Source organism: Pseudomonas sp. F8002, assembly GCF_013385495.1.
In the GTDB taxonomy this organism is placed as follows: domain Bacteria; phylum Pseudomonadota; class Gammaproteobacteria; order Pseudomonadales; family Pseudomonadaceae; genus Aquipseudomonas.
The window spans coordinates 403,179-423,155 of sequence record NZ_JACAPW010000015.1; the positions used below are offsets into that span (position 1 = coordinate 403,179).

Below are 19,977 nucleotides of genomic sequence, written 5' to 3' on the forward strand. Positions count from 1 at the left end.
GACAGAGAGTGATCCATGCCCCCATCGACCCACATCACTGCCGCCCCGATCGCCCGCAAGGCCCCAGGCACCGACCCGTATGCCTGGCTGCAAGCGCGTGACAGCGCCGAGGTGCTCGATTACCTCAAGGCGGAAAATGCCTGGCAAGAAGCACAATTGTCCGACCAGCAGGCGCTGCGCGAGACCCTGTTCGAGGAGATCAAGGGCCGCATTCTCGAAACCGACCTGTCCCTGCCCTCGCCCTGGGGCCCGTACCTGTATTACACCCGCACCACCGCCGGCGACGAATACGCCCGCCACTACCGCTGCCCGCGCCCGGCGGACGACAGCCAACAGGTCGACGAAAGCGCGGAAGAGCTGCTGCTGGATCCGAACGTACTGGCCAATGGCGGCTTTTTCTCCCTCGGCGCCTTCAGCATCAGCCCGGACCACCAGCGCCTGGCCTACAGCCTGGATACCAGCGGCGAAGAGATCTACACCCTCTACGTGAAGGAATTGGCCACCGGCAAGGTCAGCGAACTGGAGTTTGAAGACTGCGATGGCAGCATGACCTGGGCCAACGACAGCCTGACCCTGTTCTTCACCGAACTGGACGACACCCATCGCCCGCACAAGCTGTACCGCTATCGCCTGGACGGCACTGCCGCCGAAGAAGTGTTCCACGAGCCCGACGGCCGTTTCTTCCTGCATTGCTACCGCTCAAGTTCCGAGCGCCAGTTGCTGCTGGCCCTGGGCAGCAAGACCACCAGCGAGATCTGGGCCCTGGACGCCGAAAAGCCGCAGCAGGCGTTTACCTGCATGGCGCCACGGGTCGAAGGCCATGAATATGACGTCGACCACGGCAAGCTGGACGACCAGTGGACCTGGTTTATCCGCAGCAACCGTGACGGCATCAACTTTGCGCTGTTCCAGGCGGCCGACACCGGCAGTGTGCCGACCCAGGACGACTGGCTGAACCTGATCCCCCACGACGACGCGGTAATGCTCGATGGCGTAAGCCTCAATGCCCGGGCCATGACCCTGAGCCTGCGGATCGGCGGCCTGCCGATCATCGAAGGGCACCCACAGGGGCAAGCCGCTTATCGCGTGGAGTTACCGGACGCGGCCTACAGCCTCTATGTGCAAAACAGCCTGGAATTTGCCAGCGACAAGATCCGCCTGCGCTATGAGGCCCTGAACCGCCCGGCCCAGGTTCGTCAGCTGGAACTGGCCGGCGGCGCACAACAAGTGCTCAAGGAAACCCCGGTGCTGGGTGTGTTCAACGCCGACGACTACGTCAGCCAACGCCTGTGGGCAACGTCGGCCGATGGCACTCAGGTGCCGATCAGTCTTGTCGTCCGACGCGACCAGTTGGGTAAGCCGACGCCCCTGTATCTGTACGGCTACGGCGCCTACGGCCACAGCCTCGACCCGTGGTTCTCCCACGCCCGCCTGAGCCTGCTGGACCGTGGCGTGGCCTTCGCCATTGCCCATGTACGCGGCGGCGGCGAACTGGGTGAGGCCTGGTATCGCGGCGGCAAGCAGGAGCACAAGCAAAACACCTTCAGCGACTTTATCGCGTGCGCCGAACACTTGATCGCCCAGGGCCTGACCACCTCCAAGCAACTGGCCATCAGCGGCGGCAGCGCCGGTGGCCTGTTGATCGGCGCAGTGCTCAATCAACGCCCGGAGCTGTTCCAGGCGGCGATTGCCGAAGTGCCGTTCGTCGATGTGCTCAACACCATGCTCGACCCCGAGTTGCCGCTGACCATCACCGAATACGACGAATGGGGTAACCCTGAAGAGCCGGAGGTGTATGAGCGGATCAAGGCCTACGCGCCGTACGAAAACGTCAGCGCCCAGGCCTACCCGGCGACGCTGGTGATCGCCGGCTACAACGACAGCCGCGTGCAGTACTGGGAAGCGGCGAAGTGGGTGGCCAAGCTGCGCGACACCAGGACCGACGACAACCTGTTGCTGCTCAAGACCGAACTGGGCGCTGGCCACGGCGGCATGAGTGGTCGTTACCAGGGATTACGTGACGTAGCACTCGAATATGCATTTGTTTTCAAGGCGCTGGGGCTGATTTAAGGAACTCCGCCTGGCGGGCCGGTCTGAACACTTGACCGCCGGGCGCGCCCTGCACGATTTATGGACAAAGACTGTAAGCCTCATGCCAGAACCGACCTTACTCAATAACGAAATCCGCGACATGCTGATGGATTGCGGCCTGTTCGACCCGTTGCTGCCGGAAGACTTCCACGTAGCGGCGGGCTATTTCAACATCAGCAGCATCGCCCGCGATGAGGTGATTTTCCTCGAGGGCGACGCGGGCACCTTCATGTGCATCATTCACTCAGGCCAGGTGGCGGTGCAGAAGACCAACCATGCAGGCCAGCGCCTGACTATCGCCACCTTGCGCAGCGGACGGACCTTTGGCGAGATGGCTGTGCTGGACGGCGAGCGCCGCTCCGCCAGCTGTGTGGCGGCCAGCGATTGCGTGCTGTTGAACCTGGGCAAGGATTCCCTGGAAAAGATGCTCAACGATGCACCGAAAATCGCGGCCAAGATCATTCGTGCGATTGCTATCGCCCTGTCCAGGCGCCTGCGCATGGCGGACGGGCAATTGCTGTCCCAGCAGTTTTAGCCGCCTGGGGTCTTAGGCTTGATGTCGTTTTGCTGCAAGCCGGGGATCGTCTGGTCCTTCGGCGGCGCGGGCAGCACGATCGGCGCCAACAATGGCTCACCGCTGCCGGCCGCCTTTGGTGTCGCCGGTGGCGTGACTTGCGGGTAAGGCGTGGGCGTTGCAGTACCCGGTGAACCCGCCGTGGGCGCGGGGGTAATCGGCACGGTTTGCGACTCCTGAGCCTGGGCCACACCGCCAAGGGCGAGCGCGCTCCACACAATGACCGTTAGAATGCTGCACTTCATCGATGGCTCCATGGCCTGACCGTAAAGTCGTAAGGCTACTCCCAACCGCGCAAGAATGCCCTTCCCAATGAGATTTCCATGAAACGTTTCGTTCTGCTGGACACCACTCCGATCCCCGACAACGGCGGTGCCTTGTGCCTGTTCGAATACGGTGAGGATTTTGTCATCAAGATTCAGGGCGGTGACGGTGGCCAGTTGATGAACACGCGCATGCACGGTTCCGAGGATGCGCTGGCGGAGATTCCGTGCCGCAAAGTCGCCGGTCGGCCCGGCTCCAGGGTGTTGATTGGCGGCCTGGGCATGGGCTTCACCCTGGCGGCAGCGCTCAAGCATTTGGGCAAGACTGCCGAAGTGGTGGTTGCCGAGCTGGTGCCCGGCGTGGTCGAGTGGAATCGTGGCCCTCTGGGGGAAAAGTCCGGCCGCCCGCTGCTGGACCCGCGCACCGTGATCCGTCTGGAAGACGTGGCCAAGGTGCTGCAGGCCGAGCCCCAGGGGTTTGACGCGATCATGCTGGACGTCGACAACGGCCCCGAAGGCCTGACGCAAAAAGCCAACAGCTGGCTGTATTCCGCCGGTGGCCTCAGCGCCTGCGCCAAGGCGCTACGGCCCAAGGGCGTGCTGGCGGTGTGGTCGGCCAGCGCCGACAAGCAGTTCAGCGACAAACTGCGCAAGGCCGGCTTCAAGGCCGAGGAAGTGCAAGTGTTTGCCCATGGCAACAAGGGCACGCGGCATACCATCTGGATTGCCGAGAAACTCAAGGGCTGAAACAGACGCCTGACAGAGGCGGCACGAGGCCGCCACTGCCCAATCGTCAACTACTTGCCTCTACTGTCGATAACGTAGGGCACTTTCTTTTCAAACGTACTGTTTAGCTCTTTGCGATTAAGCGTGGTGAAACCGCCCAACTGCTGGGCGCTGAAGCCGCTGTCCCCTACCGGTGCCTCGGGCGCCAGGCTGACCATGCGCTTGGCTACCGCCTCGATTGCCTTTTCATACCCGCCTTGCTTGTTCAGGTTGAACGCGCCGAGGTCAATCTGCGTGCGCAACCATCCTCCCCAGTAAAACTCCAGGAATTCCGGCACCACCTCACCAGAGGTCGGCTTGCCGTAGGACGCCTTGCGGGAGAAGTAAACCAGGCTGCGGAACATGTCGTCGCCCAGATCCTTGAAGCCCAGGTGTGCCGGAATTTGCTCAGGCGTGATGGTCTTGCCCTGGCCGTCCTTGAACCAGACCTTGCGGCCCTGCTCCATGCGTTTCCAGAAAGTCGCCAGGTCGGGACTGTCGCTGAAGTTATCGGTGACCCGCACCCACATCTTAAGTTTGGCGCCGGCACCTGGCTGCTCCCACAAGGTACTGAACGAGTGGTGGCCGTCGGTGAGGTACAACTGGCCAGCGGGACCGACCACCACGGTTTTCATATCCGCCGGGTGAGCGCCTACCGGGTCTTTGCAGGTGAAGCTGCCCGGCTTATGCAGATCGGCATCTTCAGGCACCTTGTCGACACCGCCCTGGCCGTTGGTTTCACAATATTCGTCGAACACTTTTTTGGGCGACTCGGCAAATACCCCCAGCTTGTAATGAATCTGATCAAAACCGATGACGGCCTGGGTCGGGTGGAGCTGCTCCAGCGCCACATTGATCACCTGGCCTGGCTGGGGCGTGGAAAACGCCTGGACCTGAACACTGACGGCGCACAACAGCAGCGCCCACAACCATGAATGCATCCGCATGAGTACCGCTCCTTATGAATTCAGTTCGTCGATACTACAAACAATCCCCCTCACCGGCATGACTGCGCCTGAAAAAGCCGGAGGTTTATTAGCCCGCAAGCAGCTAGAATCAACGCTATCCGTGATCCACTAAAAGACAGGAGCCATGATGAGCTCGACCAACCCGCCGTCCCACACCGCCAAGCTGGATCGCATCCTCGCCGATGCCCAGCGCGACCGGGAAATGGGCTACCGCGACAAAGCCCTGAAGATGTACCCCCACGTGTGTGGCCGCTGCGCCCGTGAATTCGCCGGCAAGCGCCTGAGCGAACTGACCGTGCACCACCGCAACCACAACCATGACGACAACCCCCAGGACGGCTCCAACTGGGAGTTGCTGTGCCTGTATTGCCACGACAACGAACACTCGCGTTATACCGACCAGCAGTATTTCGGCGAAGGCTCCACCAGCAGCCCGACGATCGCCAAGGCGACGCACAACCCGTTTGCGGCGTTGGCCGGGTTGATGAAGAAAGACGACTGAGTATCTTCGCTGAATGTGACGGCCTCATCGCGGGCAAGCCCGGCTCCCACAAGGGATCGCATTCCAAATGTGGGAGCCGGGCTTGCCCGCGATAGCGATCGCCCAAGCAATGCATTAGCCCGAGGCCGTATAATCGCGGTTTTTCTCGAAGGCACCCTCTCCCGTGGGCAATAAACGCTACAGCTGCATCGGTCTGTACAACCCCAAATCCCCCGAAAACGTCGGTTCGGTGATGCGCGCCGCCGGCTGCTACGGCGTGGCCTCGGTGTTCTACACCGGCAAGCGCTATGAGCGGGCCCGGGACTTTATTACCGACACCAAGAAGGTCCACCACGACATTCCGCTGATCGGTATCGACGACCTGAAAAAGATCCTGCCCCTGGGCTGCATCCCCGTCGCCGTCGAGCTGGTGGAAGGCGCCCGCCCTCTCCCCGAATACACCCATCCGGACCGTGCGCTGTATATCTTCGGTCCGGAAGACGGCTCCCTCGACAAAGAGATTCGCGACTGGTGTGAAGACGTGATCTACATCCCGACCACCGGTTGCATGAACCTCGCCGCCACCGTCAACGTGGTGCTTTACGACCGTCTGGCCAAGGGCAACAACACCCGTTCGGGCCCCAAATACTGATTTTTTGGGAACATCCGCGGCCTGTGTGCAGTCAGCTGCATATCAATCAGCCCTTGTTGGAGACAGATCATGAGCGACAGCAAAACCCTGCGACCCGTTATCCGGTCCACCCCGTTCGAGCCCCAACCCACGCAAAACGTCCAGGGCTGGGAACGCATCGGCTCCCTGGCTGGCGGTGTGGTGATGATGGGCAAAGGCCTGCGCCGTGGCGGCTTTTTCGGTTTGATCCAGGTAGCGATTGGCGGCGTAGCGCTGGCACGCGGGATCAGCGGGCATAGCTCGGCGAAAGAGTTGCTGGAGCGCAGCCGCCAGGAAATGAACAGCGTGCGAACCAAGATCGAACGCGCCGGTGAGGAACTGAAAAACCTCAAGACCAAGGCTGAAGTGGCGGCTGAAAACGCCAGCAAAACTGTGGGTTAACCCCGATCAAAAGTGGGAGCGGGCTTGCTCGCGAAAGCGGAGTGTCAGTCACTGACTGTGTTTCTGATACACCGCTTTCGCGAGCAAGCCCGCTCCCACCTTGGTTTCAGTGCAGCAGTTTGGTATCGAGTACTACCGACGACTCGCCAATAATGCTCTCCCCCAGCTGCACGAATTCCTTTGTGCTGATGCTGTTCAAGCGCATCACCGCCTGGGTCAAATCATCCAGCGAACGCTTGTTGTGGGTTTTCACACGAATCTCGCGGTCCAGCTCCTGCAACAACACCACCGCTCGTGAGACGGTCGCGCTACTGGCGTGCTCGACCCGCAGAGTGGTCACGTCCTTGCCTTCGCTGGCCAGCCGGGCCTGCAGGGCGGCATAACGATCGTCGCTGATCCCCCCTGCGCGGCGCATCAGCTCAATGGCGTAGTACTGCGCCAAGCCCTCGCTGATCCAATCGCTGCCCTGGTGGTCGTTGAAGCGGCCGATAGCCTGCACCACTTCACGGATCAACGGGCTGCTGCCGTTCTCGCTGACCAACGGCGTACGGCTGTTGAGGTAGATCGAGTCCCGCGCCGAATACGCACCGCGGCGCATCGGGTCACTGGCGCCCACCACCAGCAATTTCGCCGGGTGCCGTGGGAATGCCGCTTGCACTTGCGGCCAGACAAACGTCAGCAAGGTCAGCACATCCATGCGATGCATGCCTTGCCCTTTGGGCGACGCCACGGTGATTTCGGTTTCCCCCAGGCGCATCCTGCGACTGCCCAGCGTACCCGCGAGCATCCAGCCGGTGGGCCGGTCAAACAGGCGGGAAACGTTATCGATGCGGAATTTGTTCTTGCCGATGCGCGGCCAGGACGTCTCGACGCTTTTCCAGCCGGCAGGCAGTTCAAACACCAGGCGCGACACCAGTTCAATGCCGTCCTGTTGATCCAGACGTGCAGTGGGCACCAGGTCCTCGCCGCGAAACAGCGCCCAACTCGGGGTCATCCGCGCTTCATAGACGCCTTTCTTGCGGGCGTGGGTGAGGCGTACACGGTAGGTCAGGCTGGCCTTGTCGGCACTCGGTTGCCACAGGCCGCGGCTGTCACCCGGGGTATTGCCCGGCAACACTTGCCACTGGCCATCGGCCTTGAAGTCGCTGTAGTCGCCGTCGCGGCCCAGGTCGAAGTTGAGGCTGCGCACCGCCGAGCCCTGGGACAGGCTCAGGCGCACTTCTGCCTGATCACTTTGGGGCAACAGCTTGACGTGATAGTCCAGGTCAACTTTCTTCGCCGCCCACGCCGGCGCACTTAATACCAACAACAGCAGGCTCGCCGCCAGCCTGGCTCCAACCGTCATACACACTCCTTCTCAGCCTGCACGAAAAATCAGGTAATCCTCCCAGTCATCCTCGGGCACGCTGCCTTCGCTGAGCATGCGCCCGGACTGGGAAATGCGTTCCTGGTGCACAGCGTCGCGATCGCCGCAGACCAGGTGGTGCCACAGCGGCAAGTCCTTGCGCTCGCTGACCAGCCGGTAACCGCAGGTGGGCGGTAGCCATTTGAACTGGTCGGCCTGGCCCGGAGTGAGCTGGATGCAATCGGGCACCGAGGCGCGACGGTTGGGGTAATCGGTGCACTGGCAGGTTTTCAGGTCCAGCAGTTTGCAGGCGATGCGCGTGTAGTAGACGCTGTTGTCGTCTTCATCCTCGAGCTTTTGCAGGCAGCACAGGCCGCAGCCGTCGCACAACGACTCCCACTCATCCTGGTCGAGTTGTTCGAGGGTTTTGCGGATCCAGAAAGGTTCGACTTTGGCGGCCATGGCTCTACATCAATATCGGTATGTTAAAAGGCCGCCAGTCTAGTGCCCATGGCCCCCGGGGCCAAGCGCTTACGACTGTCGGTAGAACAAGACTTGTCAGCCACCCGGCGGCGAAGTAGTTTTGAACCCCGGTTTTTCATCAGGATCAGCCCAATGAGCAGCAACCCACGCGTCGCCGACTATCCGATCCACCCACAATTCACCGACCGCTGGTCGCCGCGCGCCTTCACCGGCGAAAGCATCCCGGTGGACACCCTGTTGAGCTTCTTCGAAGCCGCGCGCTGGTCACCTTCGGCCTACAACTCGCAGCCATGGCGTTTTCTCTATGCGCGCCGCGACACGCCGAACTGGGAACGTTTCCTGGGCCTGCTGAACGAATTCAACCGTGGCTGGGCGCAGCATGCCTCGGCCCTGGTGATCGTCGCGTCGAAGACGACTTTTGCCGTGCCTGGTGCCACCGAAGAAACCCCGGCCCTGTGGCACACCTTTGACACCGGCTCGGCCTGGGGCCACCTGGCGCTGCAAGCCAGCCTCAGCGGCTGGCACACCCACGGCATGGCCGGTTTCGACCAGGAACTGACCCGCAAGGAACTGAAGATTCCTGAAGGTTACGCCCTGCACGCTGCGGTGGCGATTGGCAAGCTCGGCGACAAATCGACCCTGGCCGACTACCTGCAAGCCCGGGAAACCCCGAGCCCGCGTCGTCCATTGAACGAGCTGGTGTCCGAAGGCGACTTCAACCACCAGGACTGAACACGCTCTGGCAGTCGTTGACGGTCACGTCAAAACCCTGCTGCTGCGATCACAGCAGGGTACACCCGCCACAAGTGCAGCTACGCCTTGGCGATCAGCGCGTAATAGGCCCTGCGCAGCTCGTCTCGATCACGCTTGTACATACTGACGAGAAACGGTGTCATGTCTTCAAGACCGTTTGCGTTCAAGTCCACTGGATAGATTTTATTATCCCTCGCTGAATACAGGAAATTACTTAACTGCAGATCGTTGTGGTAAAGATTTTTCTGTTCCATGCGCCGAAATGCGTCATCCAGTAAAAGCCTGGCCTCTGGGGGCAAACTTCCCCTTGCCAGGGTATTAACATCCACCCCGTCCAGCTTGCCCATTTTCAAATAACGGCGACCATTTTCAAATATCGTGGTTGCAAAGCCGTCACCGTAATAGCTGTTCAGGCACAGGGTCTCGTTATCGACAAAGTCGTCGGCAGAAGTCATGGATGAAGGGCCATAGTCCTTATAGACGCTTTTCCCGTCGAGACTGTCGTAGATCGTCCCCTCACCGCCCCCGCCAATTTCCGGCCCCAGGTCTGATGCCACAGAAGGCCGGTTACCGCCGCGTGCCCCCAGGCGCTGCCATTGGTCCCCCTGAAGGTGCTGCACCAGCAGCGGCGTTTGCCGGTTGTTGTGATAAATCTGCGCCTGTACGGCACCGTCGGCGGTGCGAGTCACTTGCCGCACTTCGTAGACCGCAGTGTTGCCGGCAGTATCGGTATGGCGGATGTGGGACAAGTGACCGTCCGCCGCCACATAGATCCCCTGACTGTTGCGCGCAAGCCCGGCTATTTTCGATTCGGCCACGCTGTAGTCGCCAAGCAACCGGTTGTTCAGGGCGCTGCCCGGCTCGGCAGGCGTGGTAATGATCGCCCCATCCATCGCACTCGTTTTTGCGATGAAGCCTTCAAGAGGGCTGCCGTAAGGCCGCATCCTGTCCACATCAAACGCATACCATCGACCGTTCTGGAGTACCGCGCCTCCATCAACGCTTTGCCCGGCGACCTTGAAGGTCCCCGTCGCTGCTGCGTCATAGTGTTTACTGGCAGCCTTCAACAGGTCATAGCTGCCGCTCGCGCCCCTGAGCTTGTTGACCACCTCTGCACCCGTGGCGCGTACAAAGTTGGCGCCTTTGCCCAGCAACCGGGCACCGCCCGCGACCAGTTCGCTGAAGCCATCCAATGGGTTGAATGCTTGAATGGCAGCCACACCGATGACTTTTGCCACTTGAATGGCCTTGGCGGCGGCGCTCGCGACCTTGGCCCCCGCCTTCGTGACTTTCGCCGCCACACCCGCGCCCGCCGTGACAAAACCAAAGACATCCAGCGCCAGGTCACTGGCCCCTTCCAGGTGATTGCCCCTGGAAAAATTCACGATGGCTGACCTGAGCGGAATCAGGTCAAGAAAAAAGTGGGTGACGTTCCACTCGGTTGCCATTTGTTTATCGAACGAGGTGACCCCCCGGGCATAGGTTTTTATGTCATCACTGTCGAGATCAAGATGCTCAACAAAGGCATCGGCAATGTGCTGGGTTCGCGCACTGGAAAAACTGGGGGGCGGCGTTGACAAGCCGTCCTGGCTCTTTTGGCCAAGGGCAGCCTCGCTCACGGTCTTGGGCTTGAAGGGCTCCGTCTTGAACTCCTTGTTGGCCTGCCGCTCGCGTTTTGTTGTTAACTCCGATGCCGGCACCGACTTGATTGCACCTGCGTTCAAATCAATTTCATAAACAGTGTTGCCATTCCTTCCGGTGGCCTTGACCCACAGTTTGTTTTCCGCGCCCTGCCGTTTTTTAGAGGTGAAGTCGAGGCCCAGTTCATAAGTGTTTTTCTGAAAAAACTCGAGCTTTGCAAACTCCAGGTTTTCCCGGTCAACCAAGGGCAGTGTTGCGACAAGGTGCTTGATGACGCTGCGAACCCCTTGCTGGCGAGAAGTGATTGCTTGTTCAAATTCTTCGTTGAAGATTTTGTTCACGCTGAAATCCAGGCTCTTGCCTTTGATTGCCTCGGCAATGCTCGGGTCCCTGGTTTCCCATGGGTATTGGCCAAGTCCGCTCATGGCGATGTCCAACAACGAGAAAAGCCCGCCGGGCGCCCGGTTCGGATCATAAAGTGGTTGGGCTGACGGTTGTTTCGAGTCAACGACCTTCAGTCGTTTCTCTTCAAAAGGTACGTGTTCGCCAAACCGCTCCTTCAAATGGGCCAACGCAATGTCTTTACGGCTTGGAATCTCGGCTTCCAACAAACCGGTAGCCGCAAGCGTCGACTTCAGTTGTGCGTTGAATGCCGTCCTTGCACGGTCTATCTCATCGTCGCTGTAACGATCATCTGGCTGGCATGTGACGATCCCGTTGACCACGGCCCAGTCCACCAATGCCGCCTTTTGTGCATGTTCGGCGGCGGCTCGATTCGTCAGGATCGCGTTTTCCGCGCTGGACATGACTTGGGCAAAGGTCATGTGCGCCACCTTTCCGGGGAACTGCGCCTCTATGGCCGCCGCTGCGACCGCGAGGCTTACCCAGGCAGGGCTGCCGTAGGTCACGCGGTCGGGGATGTCCTTGATCAAAAACTCGGGGGCCTTTCGTGCCAGTAACAAATAGGCGCCGGCCTTGGCCATCTCGGGACTGGTCTTGTGATTTTCGTGCAGGTAAGTGCTCAGGCGCTCGAGCACTGTCGAAGCCGGCTTGCCCCAATGGGCTTGTTGGGCGAGGTCGAAACCCGCCACGCGGTTACGGTGCGGCGCCGTGATGGACTCCGGGTCAAGCAGCAGATGGATCGCACTCAGTGCGTACTCGTTCACGCTGGTCTCGGAGGCGGCGCCCCCAAGCTGGTCCTGTATGGCTTGCCCCAGTGCCTGCCCGCGGGCGGAGCCGACGAGGGTTTCGAGTGCCTTGGCAGGATCAGCCAATGCCTCGCCCGACAACGGCTGGTTCGCGTTCAGATATTCCAGTACACCCACGCTTGCGCCGATGTGCGGTGCATTGGGGTTCTGGCTGCCATGGTCGGTAGCCGCCGCCAGTACCCTGCGCTGTTCAGCGGCGCTCATGGGAACAGGCCAGGACAACCCGCCGCCAAAATTGCCGAGCGGATGCTCCAGTGCCCTGTCACTCACCGCATGGGCATGACCGGTCAGCTGAAAATGATTGGTGGGCAACCCCAAGCCGATACTTCCGAGAAAGGTCTCTACCGTCGCCGCTTTACCCGCCTGGGTCGGGTAGGACGAGTCGGGGTGTATTTGCATCGGTGTCGTTTGCAGCGCGGCCAGCACCGCTTGAGGGCTGGCATTCACGCCAAGACGGCTGGCGATTTCGTTGAGCTTCTGGCCCAGTGTCCGCAGATTCTCGCGGTCGCCCAACGCCGCGGTGAGACCGGATTGCCGGGGGACTGGGGCGAGGGCCTGCGTATTGCGATCGGCCGTAGCACCCAGAGCAGAGGGCAATAGAGGGAGCGCCGCCGGCTCGGTAGAAAGCAGGGAAAGTTGCGAAGTTACCCGTGGAGGGAGAGACACAGTGCCAGCATTCAACATGAGAATGTACCCATCTGGAGAGGGATACGAGCCTCACATACGGCCTGCGAAACGAACATCTGATTAGTGTTTGCAGAAATTTGTAAGCGCCCGGCAACATGCGTTGCCGGGCCGTTGCGCTGTCAGTAACCGCGCTCGAAACTCACTTCACCGCGCAATGCTTCCTGCGCCTGGTACGCGCGCAAATTCTCGACAAACAACCGTACCATCATCCCCGGCGAAGTCGGCGCCGAGCTGTGCCCGGTCAGCAGCAACCCCCAGGCAGTCCAGAACGGATGGCGCTGGGGCAATGGTTCCTGACGGCAAACGTCGATCACCGCGCCGGCCAGATGGCCTTCCTTCAACGCTTCCACCAGGTCCGCATCGACCACCGCCACACCGCGCCCGACGTTGATGAACAACCCGGTCGGTTTGAACTGCTTGAACAGCGCCGCATTGTACAAATCGTGGGTGTTCGGCGTGTTGGGCAGCAGGTTGACCACGTAGTCCACCTCACTCACCAGGCGCGGCAACGCGTCGAGCCCGGCAACTTCGACAAACGGCGCCTGCTCACGGGCCTCACTGGCAATGCCGTACAGCTCAACGCCAAACGGCTGCAGGAATTGCGCAACGCTGCGGCCGATATCACCGGTACCGACGATCAGCACTTTGCGCCCCGCCAGGCTCTGGCCCATGCGGTTATCCCACTTGCGCTCGACCTGGCTGACCAGCCGCGCCAGCACTTCACGCTCATGGCCAAGCATGTAAGTCAGCACGTATTCGGCCATCACCTGGCCAAAAATGCCCACGGCGCGGGTCAGGCGGTAATCCCGCGGCAGGCCGTCGGCCAGCAGCGGCGTGATGCCGGCCCAGGTGGATTGCAGCCATTGTGGCTGGTGCCCCTGGCGCAGCAAGGTGGCCAGAAGATCCGGCTGGCCCAGCCACACCGGGCAATCGGCCGCCAGGCGCGACAATTCGGCGGAGTCGCCGCTGGTCATGACCTCAAGGTCCGGCGCCGCTTCGCGCAGCAGCCGGGCGTACAGCGGGTGATCGTGTTCAGCAATCAGAACGCGCATGGTTCAAACCTTTCAAAAACACTGCAGGCGGCCGCCGGTCCAGTTCACTGTACCGTGCGGCCGCCGCCAAAAATTGAATTCCATAGATGATGTGCCCCGGACGGGGCACTGACCGATCACATCGGGTCATTGCGTCGCAGCAGCTCTTCGGGCAAGTGTTCGATGTACTCGTCCTCGGCCGGCGGCATTTGCAGGTGGTAACCCTGCTTCTCGAGGTTCTCCAGAACCACGGTGATGTCCTCGCGGGACAGCTTGCGCTCCGGGCTCAGCACCAGGTCGAAGGCGTGGTGCGGCTTGCCGAAGGCGGCCAGCAGACTTTCCGGCACGCGCTCCAGTGCATCGCTTTTCAGCACGTAGAGGTACATCTCGTTTCGTTTGAGGCTGCGATAGATGGAGCAGATACGTTTCAAGGCTGTTCTCCGGCAGTGGCCAGGCTGTCCAGCAGCGCCTGGCCCATCAGTTCGCGGCGCCAGCCACGCAGCGAATCTGGCAATTGGTAAGGCCCCTCGGGGTAGCCGCTCTTGACCAGGGCTTCAAGGGTTTTCTTGCGCAGCATCAGTTCCGGCGCCATGTCCAGGCGTTCGGCCTCGGCCTGGCCCAGGGCGCGCAGTTGCTTGATCAGCGTGGCGGCGTCCACCGGCAATGGCTCGGCAACCGCCGGTGGCCACTGGTCCATGGGCACGCTGCCGGCGCGCTTGATCAGGCCCAGCAGGAACTCGCCGTCCTGGCGCACGGTGCGCGGGTGCATGTCTTCGATCTTGCCCAGCGCGGCGAGGTTATCCGGCTGGGATTTGGCCAGGGGCCATAACGAGTGCTCACGGATGATCCGGTTGCGCGGCAGGTCACGGGCACGGGCTTGCTGTTCGCGCCAGGCGCACAGTTCGCGCAATACGGCGAGCTGGGCACGGGAGAGTTTCCAGGCGAGCTTGGCGTCACGGTAAACCTCGTACGGGTCCACTTCGCGGCGCAGGTTGGCCACCAGTTCGGCACCGTCTTCCAGGACCCAGGCGTATTTGTCGTCGGAAAGCTTCGGGCGCAGGCGTGTGTAGACTTCTGCCAGGTGCACCGCGTCTTCGGCGGCGTAGCTGATTTGCGTCTCGGACAATGGCCGCTGCAACCAGTCGGAGCGGGTCTCGCCCTTGGGCAACTCGATATCGAGGACGGCTTGCACCAACCGCGAATAGCCCATGGAGAAACCGAGGTTCAGGTAGGCCGCCGCCAGTTGCGTGTCGAACAACGGCACCGGCAGGCTGCCGGTCAGGCGCAGCAACACTTCCAGGTCTTCGCTGCAAGCGTGTACCACCTTGATCACCGCCGGGTTCTCCAGCAAGGCGGCCAGGGGTTGCCAGTTGTCGATGGTCAGGGGGTCGATCAGGTAAGCGCGCACGCCATCACCGATCTGGATCAGCCCGGCAATGGGATAAAAAGTGTCGACCCGCATGAATTCGGTGTCGAGGGCGACGAATGGCAACTGCTGCCATTCGGCGCAGTGCTGGCCGAGGCTATCGTTGTCGCAGATCCAGTGAATATCGATGGCCACACGGCTCTCCCTTGAAGAATGGCGCGCAGTATATATCGCGAAAGGGAGTTGCGAGCATTCGCAGTACAGCATCCGCCATGAAAACTCTTATAGGAGCTGAAGAATAGTCCGACAGTCGGTACTTATCCTCTCTTACGCAGGACATACACCCGCCACATGGCTGAGCCGGGCATGAACTCCTGTTGACCGAGGACCTTGAAACCCGCCAGGCGAAACTCCGCCTCCACTTGCGCCCGGTGGCTGGCAACTGCCGCCGGGCCAGGCTGCAACGCCCGGTAGCCGCTGTCGCTGTTGACCGAAACAATTACCGTGTCGCGGCTTACCCGATGAAACTCACCGAGCAGGGCCAGGCGCCCTTCTGCCGTTGGCACATGGCGAAACAACTCCAGGCAAAAAATGCAGTCCACCGCGTTGGCCGAAAGGCCGATGGAAAATGCCGAGCCCTGGAAGGTCTTGATCCGCTTGAGCAAGCCCGGCGCGTGGTGGGTACGGGCGTGGTCGAGCATGTCCTGGGAATTGTCCGACGCCAGGATCACCCGGTTGCTGTGCTCGGCCAGCACCGGCCAAAAGCGCCCGGAGCCGCACGCCAGGTCGAGGATCAGCCCTGGCTCGCCGGCGATCTTCAGCGCACGGCGCACCAATTGCTCATCGCGCCACAACCCCAGGCGCCGCAACAGCCCCGGCGGGCGCGTGTCGGCGCAGACCAGGGCATGCTGCTGGCCAGCGCGTTCGGCAAATTCAATCTCGATGGAAGACGGCGGTTGCGACGGCATCACACGACTCTGTTAATGGATCAGACATTCGTAGCTTAACCACCGTCTCGTGAAAAAAAGGTCGAAGGATTGTTCGCCGTTAATGCAGAACCAGTATCCAGCCCGCTGCCTGTCTGTTAACTGTCTGTGATCAACGCCTTCATCTTCAGGCCTGGTGCAGATACCAGCGCCAATCCTGCTCGCCCACCTCGCCCATGAACTGACGGTATTCGGCCCGCTTGACCGCCAGGTACACGCCGAGGAATTCGCCGCCGAACGCCTCCCGCGCCCAAACCGAGCCTTCAAGCGCACGCAAGGTGGTCAGCCAATCGGTGGGCAGCAACTCCTTGGCCTGGGCATAACCGTTGCCCTCCACCGGCGCGCCGGGGTCGCGCTGTTCGCAGATGCCCCGGTGGATACCGGCCAGAATCGCGGCCGCCGCGAGGTACGGGTTGGCGTCGGCGCCGCAGATACGGTGTTCGATATGCCGGGAAAACGCCGGCCCGCCGGGCACCCGCAGTGTGACGGTGCGGTTGTCCACGCCCCAGGTCGCGGCCAGCGGCGCGTAGCTGTTGGTCTGGAAGCGTCGATAGGAGTTGGCGTTCGGGCAGAACATCAGCAACGAGTCGAGCAAGGTGCTGAGCATGCCGCCCACCGCGTGGCGCAACAGCGGCGTGCCGTCGGGCGCTTCGCTGGCAAACAGGTTATTGCCGTCGCGGTCCGCCAGGCTGACGTGCATGTGCATGCCGGTGCCGGCCAGATCGTCGAACGGCTTGGCCATGAAACACGCGGTCATCCCGTGCTTGTGGGCTACGCCCTTGACCAGGCGCTTGTAACGCACCGCCTCGTCCATGGCTTGCAGGGCATCGCTGCGATGCTCCAGGGTGATTTCCACCTGGCCCGGGGCGTATTCGGAAATCGCCGTGCGCGCCGGGATACCCTGGAGTTTGCAGGCGCTGTAGAGGTCGGCGAGGAACGGTTCGATCTGCTCCAGCTCCCGCAGGCCGTAGACCTGGGTCGAGCGCGGGCGCCCGCCGTCGACATCCCGCGCCGGTTGCGGGCGGCCGTTGCTGTCGGGTTTCTGGTCGAGCAAATAGAACTCCAGCTCCGCCGCCATCACCGGGTAATAGCCGTCGGCCTTGAGGTCGTCAATCACCCTGGCCAGCAGGTGCCGGGGATCGGCCACGGTAGCGGGCATGCCTTCGGTGGGGTGCATGCTGACTTGCACTGCTGCCGTCGGGATCAGGCGCCACGGCATGCGCTGCAAACTGCCGCTGACCGGGTAAGCGCGGCAGTCGATATCACCGACTTCCCAGACCAGCCCGGAGTTCTCCACGTCGTCGCCATTGATGGTCAGGCCGAGGATGGTACTCGGCAGCGGCCGGCCACTTTCATAGACCGCCAGCAGTTCATCGCGGTGCAACAGTTTGCCGCGAGGCACACCGTTGTTGTCGAGGATGAACAGCTCGAACATCTCGATATCCGGGTTCTGCTCAAGAAAGGACTGGGCTTCGTGCAGGGTGGCAAAGGGCGTGCTCATGGGCATTCTCATACGTTCGCGTCAGGCAGGCGCGCGGGCGCTGCCGGGCAGATGCGCGGGGCATCCATTCGGGCAAATCAACGTCGGAGAAAGGTGTCCGGTGGGCGTGCGTGGCGGCAGTGCCAGAGCGCCCAGAAGGCGAGTTCGGAAGGGAGGGCATCAGCGGTGACTCGACGACCATCCGGACGGCTGGACGCGGTGGCGCCTGGCGATGTCTCAGGGTGTGTGTCGGGGGAACCGTCCATGCGGGATTCACAGTAAAGAGATGCCGGGCAGCCTCACACGCGAGGTTAAGCCGTTAAATCCAGTCTTGATGGAGTTTGGTTGTGCCGTGGCTAAACATTTGCAAATAATGGCGGCCCTGCCCATGCCCAAGGACCCGACCGCATGAAAGCATTGCTGACCCTTTCCCTGCTGGCCGGCCTGTCTGCCCAGGCCCTGGCCGACAGCCCTGCGTCGCGCCTGGATGAAGTGCTCCAGCGCGGCGAAATGAGCGTCTGTACCACCGGCGACTACAAGCCCTACAGCTATTTACGCCCGGACGGCAGCTACGAAGGCATCGACATTTCGATGGCCCAGTCCCTGGCCAAGAGCCTTGGGGTGCAGGTGAAGTGGGTGCCGACCACCTGGAAAACCCTGATGCCGGACTTCCTGGCCCAGCGCTGTGATATTGCGGTAGGTGGTATTTCAGTGTCCCTGGAGCGGCAGAAAAAGGCGTTTTTCAGCCAACCATTGGGCGTCGACGGCAAGATCCCGCTGGTGCGTTGCGCCGATGTGCAGCGCTATCAGACGGTGGAGCAGATCAACCAGCCGCAGGTACGGGTGATCGAGCCTGCGGGCGGCACCAATGAAGTATTTGCGCGGGCGCATTTGGGCAAGGCACAACTGACGCTGTTCCCGGATAACGTGACGATTTTCGAGGAACTGCTGGCGAACAAGGCGGACGTGATGATCACCGACGCCAGCGAGGCGCGGTATCAGCAGAAGCTCAAGCCGGGACTGTGCGCGGTGAATCCCGAGCGGTACATGCAGTACAGCGAGAAAGCGTTCCTGCTGCCCCGCGATGATGTCGCATGGAAGAGTTATGTGGACCAGTGGCTGCACTTGAGCACGGTGACCGGCGTGTATGACGGCATCATCAATCAGTGGCTGGCTGCGCCCTGACCAGCTCGACAAACGCCCTGCACGCCGCACTGCGATAGCCTCCCTTGCGGCTGAGCAACGCCGCCGTGCGTTGCGGCAACGGCGGGCTTAGCGGCACCGCCTGCAACCCCGGCTGCACCTGGGCAATCGCGCTGGGCAGGATGGTCGCCAACTGCGTATTTCGTACGATTTCGATAATCGCGCTGATGGAATTGGCCTCCATGGTGATCAGCGGTTTCACCGCCTGGCTGCGAAAATACTCATCGATATAGCGACGCGTGGCGAAGCCGGCATTCAGCAGCACCAACGGCTGCTGGAGCCACGACTGTCGATCAATGCCGGGATGACCGGCGCTCACCACTACGCTCAACGCCTCGACAAACACCCCTTCACACTCGATATCCGGCAAATGCTCGCCGGTAAAACCGATGCCGATATCCAGCAAATCCTCCGTCAGTGCCGCCTCCATGCGGTCCTGGGTCAGCTCCTCGACACTCACTGTAATCCCCGGATACAGCCCGTTAAATCGCGCCAGCAGCGGCCCGATCAGGTAGGCGGTAAATGTCGGCGTCATCGCCAGGCGCAAGCTGCCACGGCTCAGGTCCTGCACGTCATGCATGGCGCGGGTGCCGGCCTGCAGATCCTGCAAGGCCAGGCGCGCAAACCACACATAGGCCTCGCCTGCATCGGTCAGGCTGACGCTTCTGCCGGAACGGTCCAGCAGTGGCGCACCGAGAGTGTCTTCCAGTTGCCGGATCTGCTGCGACAAGGTCGGCTGCGACACATGCAGCGCCTCCGCCGCCCGGGTGAAATTACGGTGCTCGGCAACGGCCAGCAGGTAGCGGATATGACGCAGCAACATGGAAGGCGCTCCAACTATAGGCATGACTTATAGAAACCATAATAAGCCGGTCTTGGACGCTATAGCTGAAAACTTCCATCCTTGCCCCATCAGCGACGCAAGGAGAACCACCATGCAAGATCTCATCGACGGCTTTCGCAAGTTCCAGGGTGAAGCCTTCACCCAACGCAGCGACCTGTTCAAACACCTGGCTACCACGCAAAACCCCGGCACGTTGTTCGTGTCTTGTTCCGACAGCCGCGTAGTCCCGGAACTGCTGACCCAGCAGGAACCCGGAGACCTGTTTGTGATCCGTAACGCCGGCAACATCGTCCCGTCCTACGGGCCGGAGCCTGGCGGCGTGTCGGCCACCGTCGAATACGCAGTGGCCGTTCTCGGCGTCAGCGACATCGTGATCTGCGGCCACTCCGACTGCGGTGCCATGACCGCGATCTCCACCTGCAAATGCCTCGACCACTTACCCGCCGTGGCCAACTGGCTGCGCCACGCCGAGTCGGCCAAGGTGATCAATGCCGCCCGCGCTCACGCATCGGATGCCGACCGGCTGAACTCGCTGGTACGGGAAAACGTGGTCGCCCAACTGGCCAACCTCAAGACCCACCCTTCCGTGGCCCTGGCGCTGGAACAAGGCCGGCTGAGCCTGCACGGCTGGGTCTACGACATCGAAAGCGGCGCCATCGACGCCCTGGATGGCCGCAGCGGGCGCTTCGTGTCGCTGCTCGACCACCCGGCCACCCGTGCCCACGCCGCCTGAACC

At 61.5% G+C, this 19,977-nt stretch carries 20 protein-coding genes; 9 read left to right on the top strand and 11 right to left on the bottom strand.

Going from position 1 to position 19,977, the window contains the following annotated elements:
- Positions 1 to 15 precede the first annotated feature (15 nt).
- Both HX811_RS13545 and HX811_RS13550 read left to right on the top strand, forming a co-directional pair.
- Positions 16 to 2,070: a S9 family peptidase gene (locus HX811_RS13545; RefSeq protein ID WP_177046203.1), complete on the top strand. Its 2,055-nt coding sequence runs from the start codon at positions 16 to 18 to the stop codon at positions 2,068 to 2,070.
- 82 nt (positions 2,071 to 2,152) lie between these two features.
- Positions 2,153 to 2,626, top strand: a complete 474-nt coding sequence (locus tag HX811_RS13550) for a cyclic nucleotide-binding domain-containing protein (protein WP_003210680.1) — start codon at positions 2,153 to 2,155, stop codon at positions 2,624 to 2,626.
- Here HX811_RS13550 and HX811_RS13555 read toward each other — a convergent pair.
- On the bottom strand, positions 2,623 to 2,910 hold the full coding sequence (locus tag HX811_RS13555; RefSeq protein ID WP_003210679.1) for a hypothetical protein: 288 nt from the start codon (positions 2,908 to 2,910) through the stop codon (positions 2,623 to 2,625). The genes HX811_RS13550 and HX811_RS13555 overlap by 4 nt on opposite strands.
- 78 nt (positions 2,911 to 2,988) lie before the next feature.
- Here HX811_RS13555 and HX811_RS13560 point away from each other — a divergent pair, with 78 nt between their 5' ends.
- Positions 2,989 to 3,675 (top strand): spermidine synthase, encoded by a 687-nt coding sequence (locus tag HX811_RS13560; RefSeq protein ID WP_003210678.1) that lies wholly within the window; start codon positions 2,989 to 2,991, stop codon positions 3,673 to 3,675.
- Positions 3,676 to 3,725: 50 nt separating this feature from the next.
- Here HX811_RS13560 and HX811_RS13565 read toward each other — a convergent pair whose 3' ends face one another.
- Entirely contained in the window at positions 3,726 to 4,640 is a 915-nt protein-coding gene (locus tag HX811_RS13565) for a ParB/Srx family N-terminal domain-containing protein (protein ID WP_177046204.1), read from the bottom strand.
- Positions 4,641 to 4,788: 148 nt separating this feature from the next.
- On the opposite strand from HX811_RS13565, the gene HX811_RS13570 reads away from it, so the two are divergent.
- From HX811_RS13570 to HX811_RS13580, 3 genes are all read left to right on the top strand, one after another.
- Positions 4,789 to 5,163: a YajD family HNH nuclease gene (locus tag HX811_RS13570; RefSeq protein WP_003210675.1), complete on the top strand. Its 375-nt coding sequence runs from the start codon at positions 4,789 to 4,791 to the stop codon at positions 5,161 to 5,163.
- A 163-nt stretch (positions 5,164 to 5,326) separates the two neighbouring features.
- Positions 5,327 to 5,794 (top strand): RNA methyltransferase, encoded by a 468-nt coding sequence (locus HX811_RS13575; RefSeq protein ID WP_003210674.1) that lies wholly within the window; start codon positions 5,327 to 5,329, stop codon positions 5,792 to 5,794.
- A 69-nt stretch (positions 5,795 to 5,863) separates the two neighbouring features.
- Positions 5,864 to 6,214 (top strand): DUF2892 domain-containing protein, encoded by a 351-nt coding sequence (locus tag HX811_RS13580; protein WP_003210673.1) that lies wholly within the window; start codon positions 5,864 to 5,866, stop codon positions 6,212 to 6,214.
- Between the two features lie 106 nt (positions 6,215 to 6,320).
- Here HX811_RS13580 and HX811_RS13585 read toward each other — a convergent pair whose 3' ends face one another.
- Positions 6,321 to 7,559 (bottom strand): hypothetical protein, encoded by a 1,239-nt coding sequence (locus HX811_RS13585; RefSeq protein ID WP_087692570.1) that lies wholly within the window; start codon positions 7,557 to 7,559, stop codon positions 6,321 to 6,323.
- A 12-nt stretch (positions 7,560 to 7,571) separates the two neighbouring features.
- On the bottom strand, positions 7,572 to 8,021 hold the full coding sequence (locus HX811_RS13590; RefSeq protein WP_003210671.1) for a YcgN family cysteine cluster protein: 450 nt from the start codon (positions 8,019 to 8,021) through the stop codon (positions 7,572 to 7,574).
- Positions 8,022 to 8,174: 153 nt separating this feature from the next.
- On the opposite strand from HX811_RS13590, the gene HX811_RS13595 reads away from it, so the two are divergent.
- The gene (locus HX811_RS13595; RefSeq protein WP_008437924.1) at positions 8,175 to 8,774 is read left to right on the top strand and encodes a nitroreductase family protein; all 600 of its coding nucleotides are present in this window, start codon (positions 8,175 to 8,177) and stop codon (positions 8,772 to 8,774) included.
- Between the two features lie 80 nt (positions 8,775 to 8,854).
- On the opposite strand, the gene HX811_RS13600 is transcribed toward HX811_RS13595, so the two are convergent.
- From HX811_RS13600 to HX811_RS13625, 6 genes are all read right to left on the bottom strand, one after another.
- Positions 8,855 to 12,241 (bottom strand): hypothetical protein, encoded by a 3,387-nt coding sequence (locus HX811_RS13600; RefSeq protein WP_256344427.1) that lies wholly within the window; start codon positions 12,239 to 12,241, stop codon positions 8,855 to 8,857.
- A gap of 209 nt (positions 12,242 to 12,450) precedes the next feature.
- Positions 12,451 to 13,383 (bottom strand): D-2-hydroxyacid dehydrogenase, encoded by a 933-nt coding sequence (locus HX811_RS13605; RefSeq protein ID WP_177046208.1) that lies wholly within the window; start codon positions 13,381 to 13,383, stop codon positions 12,451 to 12,453.
- 116 nt (positions 13,384 to 13,499) lie between these two features.
- Positions 13,500 to 13,793, bottom strand: a complete 294-nt coding sequence (locus tag HX811_RS13610) for a YcgL domain-containing protein (protein ID WP_003210667.1) — start codon at positions 13,791 to 13,793, stop codon at positions 13,500 to 13,502.
- A complete protein-coding gene (gene rnd, locus HX811_RS13615; RefSeq protein ID WP_003210666.1) occupies positions 13,790 to 14,923 on the bottom strand; it encodes a ribonuclease D in 1,134 nt (377 codons plus the stop codon). Before rnd ends, HX811_RS13610 begins: the two co-directional genes overlap by 4 nt.
- Positions 14,924 to 15,045: 122 nt before the next feature.
- Positions 15,046 to 15,696 carry a class I SAM-dependent methyltransferase gene (locus HX811_RS13620; RefSeq protein ID WP_003210665.1) on the bottom strand — a complete coding sequence of 217 codons (651 nt, stop codon included), beginning with the start codon at positions 15,694 to 15,696 and terminating at the stop codon, positions 15,046 to 15,048.
- A gap of 145 nt (positions 15,697 to 15,841) precedes the next feature.
- Positions 15,842 to 17,215, bottom strand: a complete 1,374-nt coding sequence (locus tag HX811_RS13625; protein ID WP_177046210.1) for a glutamine synthetase family protein — start codon at positions 17,213 to 17,215, stop codon at positions 15,842 to 15,844.
- Positions 17,216 to 17,602: 387 nt separating this feature from the next.
- On the opposite strand from HX811_RS13625, the gene HX811_RS13630 reads away from it, so the two are divergent.
- Positions 17,603 to 18,379: a transporter substrate-binding domain-containing protein gene (locus HX811_RS13630; RefSeq protein ID WP_008437921.1), complete on the top strand. Its 777-nt coding sequence runs from the start codon at positions 17,603 to 17,605 to the stop codon at positions 18,377 to 18,379.
- Here HX811_RS13630 and cynR read toward each other — a convergent pair.
- Positions 18,354 to 19,220: a transcriptional regulator CynR gene (cynR, locus tag HX811_RS13635; protein WP_177046212.1), complete on the bottom strand. Its 867-nt coding sequence runs from the start codon at positions 19,218 to 19,220 to the stop codon at positions 18,354 to 18,356. The two genes, HX811_RS13630 and cynR, sit on opposite strands and share 26 nt — an antisense overlap.
- 112 nt (positions 19,221 to 19,332) lie before the next feature.
- Here cynR and HX811_RS13640 point away from each other — a divergent pair, with 112 nt between their 5' ends.
- Positions 19,333 to 19,974, top strand: coding sequence for a carbonic anhydrase (locus tag HX811_RS13640; RefSeq protein ID WP_177046214.1), 642 nt, complete (start codon positions 19,333 to 19,335; stop codon positions 19,972 to 19,974).
- The last annotated feature ends 3 nt before the right edge of the window (positions 19,975 to 19,977 follow it).

Bases quoted from the DNA above. Each gene is read 5' to 3' on its own strand.
- HX811_RS13570 (WP_003210675.1), top strand. From the start codon at position 4,789: ATGAGCTCGACCAACCCGCCGTCCCACACCGCCAAGCTGGATCGCATC.
- HX811_RS13580 (WP_003210673.1), top strand. From the start codon at position 5,864: ATGAGCGACAGCAAAACCCTGCGACCCGTTATCCGGTCCACCCCGTTC.
- HX811_RS13630 (WP_008437921.1), top strand. From the start codon at position 17,603: ATGAAAGCATTGCTGACCCTTTCCCTGCTGGCCGGCCTGTCTGCCCAG.
- HX811_RS13595 (WP_008437924.1), top strand. From the start codon at position 8,175: ATGAGCAGCAACCCACGCGTCGCCGACTATCCGATCCACCCACAATTC.
- HX811_RS13555 (WP_003210679.1), bottom strand. From the start codon at position 2,910: ATGAAGTGCAGCATTCTAACGGTCATTGTGTGGAGCGCGCTCGCCCTT.
- HX811_RS13550 (WP_003210680.1), top strand. From the start codon at position 2,153: ATGCCAGAACCGACCTTACTCAATAACGAAATCCGCGACATGCTGATG.
- HX811_RS13640 (WP_177046214.1), top strand. From the start codon at position 19,333: ATGCAAGATCTCATCGACGGCTTTCGCAAGTTCCAGGGTGAAGCCTTC.
- HX811_RS13565 (WP_177046204.1), bottom strand. From the start codon at position 4,640: ATGCGGATGCATTCATGGTTGTGGGCGCTGCTGTTGTGCGCCGTCAGT.
- HX811_RS13585 (WP_087692570.1), bottom strand. From the start codon at position 7,559: ATGACGGTTGGAGCCAGGCTGGCGGCGAGCCTGCTGTTGTTGGTATTA.
- HX811_RS13590 (WP_003210671.1), bottom strand. From the start codon at position 8,021: ATGGCCGCCAAAGTCGAACCTTTCTGGATCCGCAAAACCCTCGAACAA.
- cynR (WP_177046212.1), bottom strand. From the start codon at position 19,220: ATGTTGCTGCGTCATATCCGCTACCTGCTGGCCGTTGCCGAGCACCGT.
- HX811_RS13620 (WP_003210665.1), bottom strand. From the start codon at position 15,696: ATGCCGTCGCAACCGCCGTCTTCCATCGAGATTGAATTTGCCGAACGC.
- HX811_RS13605 (WP_177046208.1), bottom strand. From the start codon at position 13,383: ATGCGCGTTCTGATTGCTGAACACGATCACCCGCTGTACGCCCGGCTG.
- HX811_RS13545 (WP_177046203.1), top strand. From the start codon at position 16: ATGCCCCCATCGACCCACATCACTGCCGCCCCGATCGCCCGCAAGGCC.
- HX811_RS13625 (WP_177046210.1), bottom strand. From the start codon at position 17,215: ATGAGCACGCCCTTTGCCACCCTGCACGAAGCCCAGTCCTTTCTTGAG.
- HX811_RS13560 (WP_003210678.1), top strand. From the start codon at position 2,989: ATGAAACGTTTCGTTCTGCTGGACACCACTCCGATCCCCGACAACGGC.